Here is an 8,727-nt window from a genome sequence, read left to right on the forward strand (position 1 = left end):
GGGGTTGTTCGGCGCCGGAGCGTCGCCCGGAAGGACTGCGTCCTCCGGACGCGCTCGGGATGCTTCGCGCCCTCGCTTCGCGCCCGTCGCTGCGCTCCGGGGTTGTTCGGCGCCGGAGCGTCGCCCGGAAGGACTGCGTCCTCCGGACGCGCTCGGGATGCTTCGCGCCCTCGCTTCGCGCCCGTCGCTGCGCGGTGGTGCTGGTGGGACGCTGCGTGCCCAGGTGCCCCAAGTGGGATGTTTATCCTTTTTTCGGACCTTCATTTACGCTGCCGCGCGGGGAGTCGCGTCCGGCGGGCGGGGCGGTACGGGGCATGATGGGCCGTTGCCGCGCAGCGGGAACAGACACCGCGCGCGGCATTGAGCACCACCCCGTACGAGGAGACCTGACACCGTGACAGCGCCCGACGAGCCGGCCCCGGCCCACGTCCCCGTCCTCCTCCAGCGCTGCGTCGACCTGCTCGCCCCCGCTCTGCGGGACCGGCCGGACGCCGTCGTCGTCGACGCCACCCTCGGCATGGGCGGGCACAGTGAAGCGATCCTGAAGGCCTTCCCCGAGGTCCGGCTCATCGGCCTGGACCGCGACCCTGAAGCCCTCGCCCGCTCAGGGCGCCGCCTCGCGCCGTTCGGTGGGCGCGCGACGCTCGTCCACGCCGTGTACGACGAACTCCCCGAAGTCCTCGCCGGGCTCGGCATCGGGCGCATCCAAGGCAGCCTGTGGGACCTCGGCGTCTCCTCCCTCCAACTGGACGAGACCGAGCGCGGCTTCGCGTACTCCCAGGACGCACCCCTCGACATGCGGATGGACCCCACCACCGGCATCACCGCCGCCGAGGTCCTCAACACCTACCCGCCCGGCGAACTGGTCCGCATCCTGCGCGAGTACGGCGAGGAGCGCTTCGCCAAGCGCGTCGTCGGCAATGTCGTACGGGCCCGCGGGAAGCAGCCGTTCACCAACTCGGCGCCGCTGGTCGAACTGATCCGCGAGTCCATCCCGGCCGCGACCCGGCGCACCGGCGGCAACCCCGCCAAGCGGACCTTCCAGGCGCTGCGCATCGAGGTCAACCGGGAGCTCGCGGTCCTCGAACGGGCCATCCCGGCGGCGGTCGCCGCCACCTCGGTCGGCGGCCGGGTGGTCGTCATGTCGTACCAGTCCCTCGAAGACAAGATCGTCAAAAGGGTCTTCACCGACGGCACCCGCAGCAAAGCCCCGGTCGACCTGCCGGTCGTACCGCCGGAGTTCGAGCCCCGTCTCAAGATGCTGACCCGGAACTCCGAACTGGCCTCCGAACAGGAGATCGCCGAGAACCCGCGCTCCGCGTCGGTCCGGCTCCGCGCGGTGGAACGGGTCCGGGAGTCGCTTTGAGCCCGAAGCAGGGAGCAGCCAAGGGCGCGCCGGCGTCCCGTACACCGTTCGTCCTCCTGGTCGTCTCCCTGCTCGGCGGCGGACTGCTGGCCCTGCTGCTGCTCAACACCGCCCTGAACCAGGGCTCCTTCGAACGCTCGAAACTCCAGAAGCAGGTCGACACATTGACCGACGAGCAGCAGGAACTGCGGCGGCAGCTCGACGACAAGTCGGCACCCGGCGAGTTGTCCGAGCAGGCGAAGGACCTGGGCATGGTGCCCGGCGGCGACCCGGTGTTCATCGACCCCGCGACCGGACAGGTCATGGGGAGCCCCAAAGCGGTGGCCAGTCACGGGCCCAGCGCGAAACCCCTGCCGCCGAACGTCCCGCTGCCGAACATCGCGACGGCCACCGTGCCGCCGCGCAGGTAGTCCAACCGCCAGTCCAGGGCGCCGGTGGTCCCGTCCACCGGCAGCCGGGGCCGAACAGCCGAGGGGAGCGAGAGGATTGAGCACCTCACGATCGGGCGGTGGCGACCCGCCCGGACCCGAGCGCAGGCGTCCACCGGAGGCCGGCGCGCCTGAACGGCGGCGCCGTTCCGTACGCCCGGATCGCACAGAGCGCCCGGACCGGCCAGAGCGGTCGCAGCGCTCAGTGCGGCCAGAACGCTCAGTGCGGCCAGAACGGCCAGAACGGCCCCGGCCGGTCAGACGCCCCGCCGAGCGGTCGGCGGACCGTACCGCCGGCCGGTCGCCGGTCCGCCGGCATCTGAAGCGTGGCGTCCCCAGGCCGGCCGCGCCGAAGATGGGCGAACCCCGCCGCCGGCTGCGCATCGGCATGGTCGCGCTCGGTGTGGTCGGCTCCCTGTTCGTCGGCCGCCTCGTGCAGCTCCAGGTGACGGACGCCTCCGCGTACGCCGCGGTCGCCAACCAGAGCCGGGTGCAGTCGGTGACCCTCCCCGCCGAGCGCGGGGACATCCTGGACGCCAACGGGGTCCGCCTGGCCGTCGCCGTGGACGCGATGGACGTGACCGCCGACCCCACCATGGTCAAGGATCCGTTCGCCACCGCCGCGCAGCTCGCGCCGCTGGTCGGCGTCGACCCCGTGCTCCTGGAGAAGAAGCTCCGCACGCCCAGGACCCGCAACGTCACGCTGGCCAGGCAGGTCGATCCGAAGGTGTGGAACCGCATCAAGCAGCTCCAGAAGGAGCTGGGCAAGCAGAAACGCGCCGACCTGGTGGGGATCTTCAGCTCGCCGCACAGTAAACGGGTCTACCCGGCGGGGCCGCTGGCGGCCAACGTCCTGGGCTGGGTGAACGCCTCCGACCAGGGCGGCGGGAACCTGGAGGCGTCGCTGAACAAGCTGCTCGCCGGCAAGGCGGGCAAGGCGACGTACGAGACCTCCCTGGGGCGGAAGGTGCCCACCGCGGACGGCGACCGCAAGGACGCCGTGCCCGGGACGAACGTCCAGCTGACCATCGACCGCAACATCCAGTGGTACGCCGAGCAGCTGATCAACGCGAAGGTCGCCGAGGCGGGCGCGGAGTCCGGCACGGTGGTAGTCCAGGACGTGAAGACCGGCGAGGTCCTGGCGATGGCCACCGGGCCCGGGTTCGACCCGAACAACGTGGCCGCGGCCGACACCGGGAACCTGGGCAACCGGGCGCTCCTGGAGGCGTACGAACCGGGCAGCACAAGCAAGGTCATGACCATGGCCGCGGTGGTCCAGGAGGGCAAGGCCGACCCGGCCACCCAGGTGACCGTGCCCAACCGGCTGCCCCGCGCGGACCGGCAGTTCAAGGATGACGTGGACCACCCCGAGTGGCACCTGACACTCAACGGGGTACTGGCCAAATCGTCCAACATCGGCACGATCCTGGCCGCCGAGCAGCTGGGCCCGACGCAGTCGGCCGCCAACGCCAAGCTGTACGAGTACCTCAAGAAGTTCGGCATCGGGTCACCCACCGGCATGGACTTCCCCGGTGAGACGCGGGGCCTGCTCGCCCTGCCGGAGAAGTGGGACGGGGCGCAGCAGCACACCATCCCGTTCGGCCAGGGCCTCTCGATGAACTCCGTGCAGGCCACCGGGGTCTACCAGGCCATCGCCAACGGTGGCCAGCGCATCGCGCCGACGCTGGTCAAGGGCACCACGGACGCCAAGGGCAAGTTCACGCCGGCTTCCGCGCCGGCCAGGACCCAGGTGGTCAGCCCGGAAGCGGCCCGGACGGTGGCGCAGATGCTGGAGTCGGTCGTCTCCGACGAATCGGGTACGGGCAGCAAGGCCGCGATCCCCGGCTACCGCGTGGCGGGGAAGACCGGCACGGCCAACCGGGTGGACCCGAAGACCGGGCAGTACTCCGGCTACACGTCCTCGTTCATCGGGTTCGCCCCGGCGGACAACCCGTCGGTCGTGGTCTCGGTCACCCTCCAGGACCCGAAGAACGGCAAATGGGGAGGCACCCTGTGCGCCCCGGTGTTCCAGCAGGTCATGTCCTTCGCCCTGCAGACCCGCAAGGTCCCCCCGACCGGCACGCGGGCACCGGACCTGCCGGTGGAGTGGTGAGCGGTCCGGAGCGGCACCACCGCGCGGCGATGGGCGCGGAGCGTCCCTGGGCGCGCCCGACTGTGAACCACAGCTGGTGCGCAGCGGGCGCGGTCAGGGCCCCAATGGCCCGGAGCGCAGCGGAGGGACAAATCAGGTCCCGGGTCGGAGCGTTCCTCCGCGCGGAGCGCGGGAGCCCCGCGAAGCGGACGGCTGCGTTTCGACCCGCGTAAAAGAAAGGCGATAGCCTGCGCGGCGTGTCCAACCCTGATCTGTCCCGCCCCGCCGAGGTGCGGCCCAAGCCCCTGTCCGGGGCGGCCGAGCTCCTCGGGCTGCCCATACCCGGTCATGAAGTGCCGCTGACCGGAATCACCCACGACTCCAGGGCGGTCCGCCCCGGAGATGTGTACGCGGCCCTGCCCGGGGCGCGTTTCCACGGTGCGGACTTCGCCGCGCAGGCAGTCGCGGCGGGTGCGGCGGCGGTGCTGACCGACCCGGACGGGGCACGGCGCATCGCGGTGGCCGGGGTGGCCGCCGTCATACTGACGGTGCCCGACCCCCGGGCCCGGATGGGCGAGCTGGCGGCCTGGGTCTACGGCCGCCCGGGGCAGGGCCCGCTGACCTTCGGCACCACCGGAACCAACGGCAAGACGACCGTCTCGTACCTCCTGGAGGGCGGCCTGCGGGCGGCCGGCCGGAAGGTCGGCGTGGTCGGCACGGTCGAGACCCGGATCGGCGACCTGGTGGTGCCGAGCGTCCGGACGACACCGGAGGCCACCGACCTGCAGGCGCTGCTCGCGGTCATGCGCGAGCACGGGGTGACCGCCGTGGCAATGGAGGTGTCGTCCCACGCGCTGGAACTCGGCCGGGTGGACGGCACGGTCTTCGACATCGCACTGTTCACCAACCTGACGCAGGACCACCTGGACTTCCATCCGACGATGGAGGATTACTTCCGGGCGAAGGCCGCGCTGTTCACCCCGGAGCGCTCCCGGGCCGGAGTCGTCGACGTGGACGGCCCCTACGGGCGCCGGCTCGTCGATCTGGCGACCGTGCCGGTGACCACCGTGTCGCCCGCGGGCGACCTGTGGGCCGACTGGCGGGCCGAGGAGGTCGAACTGGGGCTCTCGGGCAGCCGGTTCCGGGTCGTCGGCCCGGACGGGCAGCAGGCGCAGGCGTCGGTCCGGCTCCCGGGCCCGTTCAACGTCGCCAACGCCCTCCTGGCCGTCGTCGCGCTGACCACCGGCGGCATGCCATTGGACCAGGCCGTGGCCGGTGTCGGCGCGGTCCCCGGGGTTCCTGGGCGGATGGAGACGGTGGACGCCGGCCAGCCGTTCCTGGCGGTGGTCGACTTCGCACACACCACCGACGCGGTGGAGACACTCCTGTGCGCGCTGCGCGAGGTCACCGGCGGCCGGCTGGCCGTCGTGCTCGGCTGCGGCGGCGACCGGGACCGCACCAAGCGGGCCCCGATGGGCGCGGCTGCCGCGCGGCTGGCCGACCTGGCCGTCCTGACCAGTGACAACCCGCGCTCGGAGGACCCGGCGGCGATCCTCGACGAGATGCTCGCCGGGGTGGACAAGCTCGACGGCCGGCACGGCGAAGTCGTCGTCGAACCGGACCGGGCCGCGGCGATCGGCCTGGCCGTCCGGTGGGCCGCTCCGGGGGACATCGTCGTGATCGCGGGCAAGGGGCACGAGCAGGGACAGGAGTTCGCCGACGGGGTGAAGGTCCCGTTCGACGACCGCGTCCAGCTCCGCGAAACCCTGGAGCGCTCCCGGCACGAGGCGACGGACGCGCAGCGTCCCAGCCGGACCCTGAGCGAGGCGACGGACGCGCAGCGTCCCAGCCAAACCCCGAACGAGGCGACGGACGCGCAGCGTCCCAGCCAAACCCTGAGCGAGGCGACGGACGCGCAGCGTCCCAGCCGGACCCTGAGCGAGGCGACGGACGCGCAGCGTTCCGGAGCGCGTCCGGAGGACGCGTCTTGACCGGGCGACGCGCGGGCGCCGACCAGCTCCGGAGCGAAGCGACGGAGATGGGAGGATGACGCCCGCGCTTGGAGCCCGGCAACAAACAGACAGGCCGGATACCGCGTCCCGCACAGATGGTGGGAAGATCCCTGGCAGCGTCCGCCGGCCCGGAGCAGACACGCCGGGCGGGCTGACTGCCGAAGCGTCAGCCCCTGAACCAACACAACCTGAGGTGAGCGAGAAGTGATCCCGACCACCCTGGCCGAGGCCGCGCGGGCCGTCGGCGGACGACTGGTGGGGGGTGCCGACCCCCAAGCGGCCGTCACCTCCGCAGTCGTGGTGGACTCCCGCCTTGTCACTCCCGGCGCACTCTTCGCGGCCGTCCCCGGCGAACGGGTCGACGGCCGTTCGTTCGCGCAGGCGGCCGTACGGGCCGGAGCCGTCGCCGTCCTGGCCGACCGTGAGGTCGGAACCCCCGCCATCGTCGTCGACGACGTCGTGGCCGCCCTGGGCCTGCTGGCCCGCGCGGTCACCGACCGGCTGCCGCACACCGTCGTGGTGGGCGTCACCGGTTCGACCGGCAAGACCAGTACCAAGGACCTGCTGGCCCAGGTGCTCGCCACGGCGGGCCCCACCATCGCCACGCCGGGTTCGTTCAACAACGAGATCGGCATGCCGCTGACGGCGCTGAGCGCCGACGAGGACACCGCCCACCTGGTCCTGGAGATGGGTGCCCGCGGCGTCGGGCACATCGCCTACCTGTGCGGTATCACCCCGCCGAGGATCGGCCTGGTCCTCAACGTCGGCACCGCCCACCTGGGTGAGTTCGGCGGCCGCGAGGCGATCGCGCAGGCCAAGGGCGAACTGGTCGAGTGCCTGCCCGCCGGAGGACTTGCCGTACTGAACGCCGACGATCAGCTCGTCCGCGCCATGGCGGACCGTACGAAGGCTGAGGTTGTGACGTTCGGTGAGTCCTCGTCAGCCGACGTCCGGGCACTCGACGTTACCCTCGACGACACCGGCCGTGCGTCGTTCACGCTGCGGACTCCCGAGGGCGAAGCCCCCGTGGCCCTGCGGCTGTACGGTGAGCACCACGTTTCCAACGCCCTCGCCTGCGCCGCGGTCGCCCGCGGCCTGGGTCTGCCGGTCGACGCGGTCGCAGCCGCGCTCAGCGCGGCCGGAACGGTGTCCCGCTGGCGGATGGAAGTGACCCGGCGGGCCGACGGCGTGACCGTGGTCAACGACGCGTACAACGCCAACCCCGAGTCGGTGCGGGCCGCCCTGAAGACGCTGGCCGCGATGGCCGGCGGCGGGCGAACCTTCGCCGTACTGGGGGAGATGCGTGAACTGGGCGACGCCGCGATGACCGAACACGACGCTGTGGGCCGTCTCGCGGTGCGCCTGAACATCCACCGCCTGGTGGCGGTGGGCGGCCGCGAGGCCAAATGGATCGACCTGGGTGCGAAAAGTGAAGGTTCGTGGGGTGAGGAGTCGGTGCTCGTGCCCGACGTACGAAGCGCTGTGGACCTGCTGCAGGCCGAACTCCGGCCGGGGGACGTGGTGCTGGTGAAGGCTTCGCGGGGCGTGGCCCTGGAGCGGGTGGCCGAGGCGCTGCTCGCCGGTGCCGGAGACACACTCGACAACGACAATGCGGAGGTGCAGGCGTGAGGGCCGTCCTCATCGCCGGCGGCATCGCGCTGGTGTTGTCCCTGCTCGGTACGCCGCTGGCGATCCGGATCCTGGCCAAGCGCGGCTACGGCCAGCTGATCCGGGACGACGGTCCCACGTCGCACCACACCAAGCGCGGAACACCCACCATGGGTGGCGCGGTGATCATCATGGCCTGCCTGATCGGCTACGGCGGGGCCAAGGCGATCACCCTGGACGTGCCGAGCGCCTCGGCGCTCTTGGTGCTCTACCTGATGACGGGCCTGGGCCTGGTCGGCTTCGTCGACGACTTCATCAAGATCGTCAAGCAGCGGTCGCTCGGCCTGCGGGCCAAGGCGAAGCTCGCCGGACAGTCGTTCGTGGGCATCTCGTTCGCGGTCGCGGCCCTGCAGTTCAAGGACGCGCGCGGTTTCTCGCCCGCTTCGACCCACCTGTCGATCGTCCAGGACACGGCCCTCAACCTGGGCCCGGTCCTGTTCGTGATCTGGGCGTACGTCCTGATCGCCGGCCACTCCAACGGAGTGAACCTCACCGACGGCCTCGACGGTCTGGCCACCGGCGCTTCGGTGATCGTCTTCGGCGCGTACACCTTCATCGGTGTGTGGCAGTACGGCCAGAGCTGCGTCAACGCCCCGGGTCAGGGCTGTTACGAGGTCCGCGACCCGCTGGACCTGGCGATCGTGTCCGCCGCGATGATGGGCGCCTGCTTCGGCTTCCTGTGGTGGAACACCTCACCGGCCAAGATCTTCATGGGTGACACAGGCTCGCTCGCGCTCGGCGGTTGCCTGGCCGGTCTGGCCATCTGCACCCGTACGGAAATGCTCTCCGCGCTGCTCGGCGGCCTGTTCCTGCTGATCTCCCTCTCGGTGATCATCCAGGTCGGCTTCTTCAAGATGACCGGCAAACGCGTGTTCAGGATGGCCCCGCTCCAGCACCACTTCGAGCTCAAGGGCTGGCCCGAAGTCCTCATCGTGGTGCGCTTCTGGATCATCGCCGGACTGTGCGTGATCCTCGGCATCGGACTCTTCTACGCCGGCTGGGTGACCACCAAGTGAGTCACAGTGAAGGGCGCGAAGCGTCCGAAGCGGCACCCGCACGAGGCGACGGGCGCGAAGCGTCCGAAGCGGCACCCGCACGAGGCGACGGGCGCGAAGCGTCCGAAGCGGCACCCGCACGAGGCGACGGGCGCGAAGCGTCCGA

6 protein-coding genes are annotated in these 8,727 nt (G+C 71.4%); all 6 read left to right on the forward strand.

The annotated features are described in order from the left end of the window. Positions 1-394 precede the first annotated feature (394 nt). The 6 genes from rsmH to mraY all read left to right on the forward strand — a co-directional run bounded on the left by rsmH (position 395) and on the right by mraY (position 8,582). Complete coding sequence (rsmH, locus tag AC0Z36_RS28930) at positions 395-1,366, forward strand: 16S rRNA (cytosine(1402)-N(4))-methyltransferase RsmH (protein WP_485466042.1); 972 nt, start codon at positions 395-397, stop codon at positions 1,364-1,366. Beyond that, on the forward strand, positions 1,363-1,776 hold the full coding sequence (ftsL, locus tag AC0Z36_RS28935; RefSeq protein WP_485466043.1) for a cell division protein FtsL: 414 nt from the start codon (positions 1,363-1,365) through the stop codon (positions 1,774-1,776). The genes rsmH and ftsL overlap by 4 nt, the downstream gene beginning before the upstream one ends. Before the next feature lie 373 nt (positions 1,777-2,149). After that, positions 2,150-3,907 (forward strand): peptidoglycan D,D-transpeptidase FtsI family protein, encoded by a 1,758-nt coding sequence (locus AC0Z36_RS28940; RefSeq protein WP_485466044.1) that lies wholly within the window; start codon positions 2,150-2,152, stop codon positions 3,905-3,907. A 236-nt stretch (positions 3,908-4,143) separates the two neighbouring features. After that, positions 4,144-5,877 (forward strand): UDP-N-acetylmuramoyl-L-alanyl-D-glutamate--2,6-diaminopimelate ligase, encoded by a 1,734-nt coding sequence (locus AC0Z36_RS28945; protein WP_485466045.1) that lies wholly within the window; start codon positions 4,144-4,146, stop codon positions 5,875-5,877. Positions 5,878-6,102: 225 nt separating this feature from the next. Next, positions 6,103-7,527 carry a UDP-N-acetylmuramoyl-tripeptide--D-alanyl-D-alanine ligase gene (locus AC0Z36_RS28950; protein WP_485466046.1) on the forward strand — a complete coding sequence of 475 codons (1,425 nt, stop codon included), beginning with the start codon at positions 6,103-6,105 and terminating at the stop codon, positions 7,525-7,527. Further along, positions 7,524-8,582, forward strand: coding sequence for a phospho-N-acetylmuramoyl-pentapeptide-transferase (mraY, locus tag AC0Z36_RS28955; protein WP_485466047.1), 1,059 nt, complete (start codon positions 7,524-7,526; stop codon positions 8,580-8,582). Before AC0Z36_RS28950 ends, mraY begins: the two co-directional genes overlap by 4 nt. Positions 8,583-8,727 lie beyond the last annotated feature (145 nt).

The sequence above is a fragment of the Kitasatospora sp. UYEF31 genome (assembly GCF_057291755.1).

Excerpts from the sequence above, each read along its gene's own strand:
- AC0Z36_RS28940 (WP_485466044.1), top strand. The coding sequence starts at position 2,150 with ATGGGCGAACCCCGCCGCCGGCTGCGCATCGGCATGGTCGCGCTCGGT.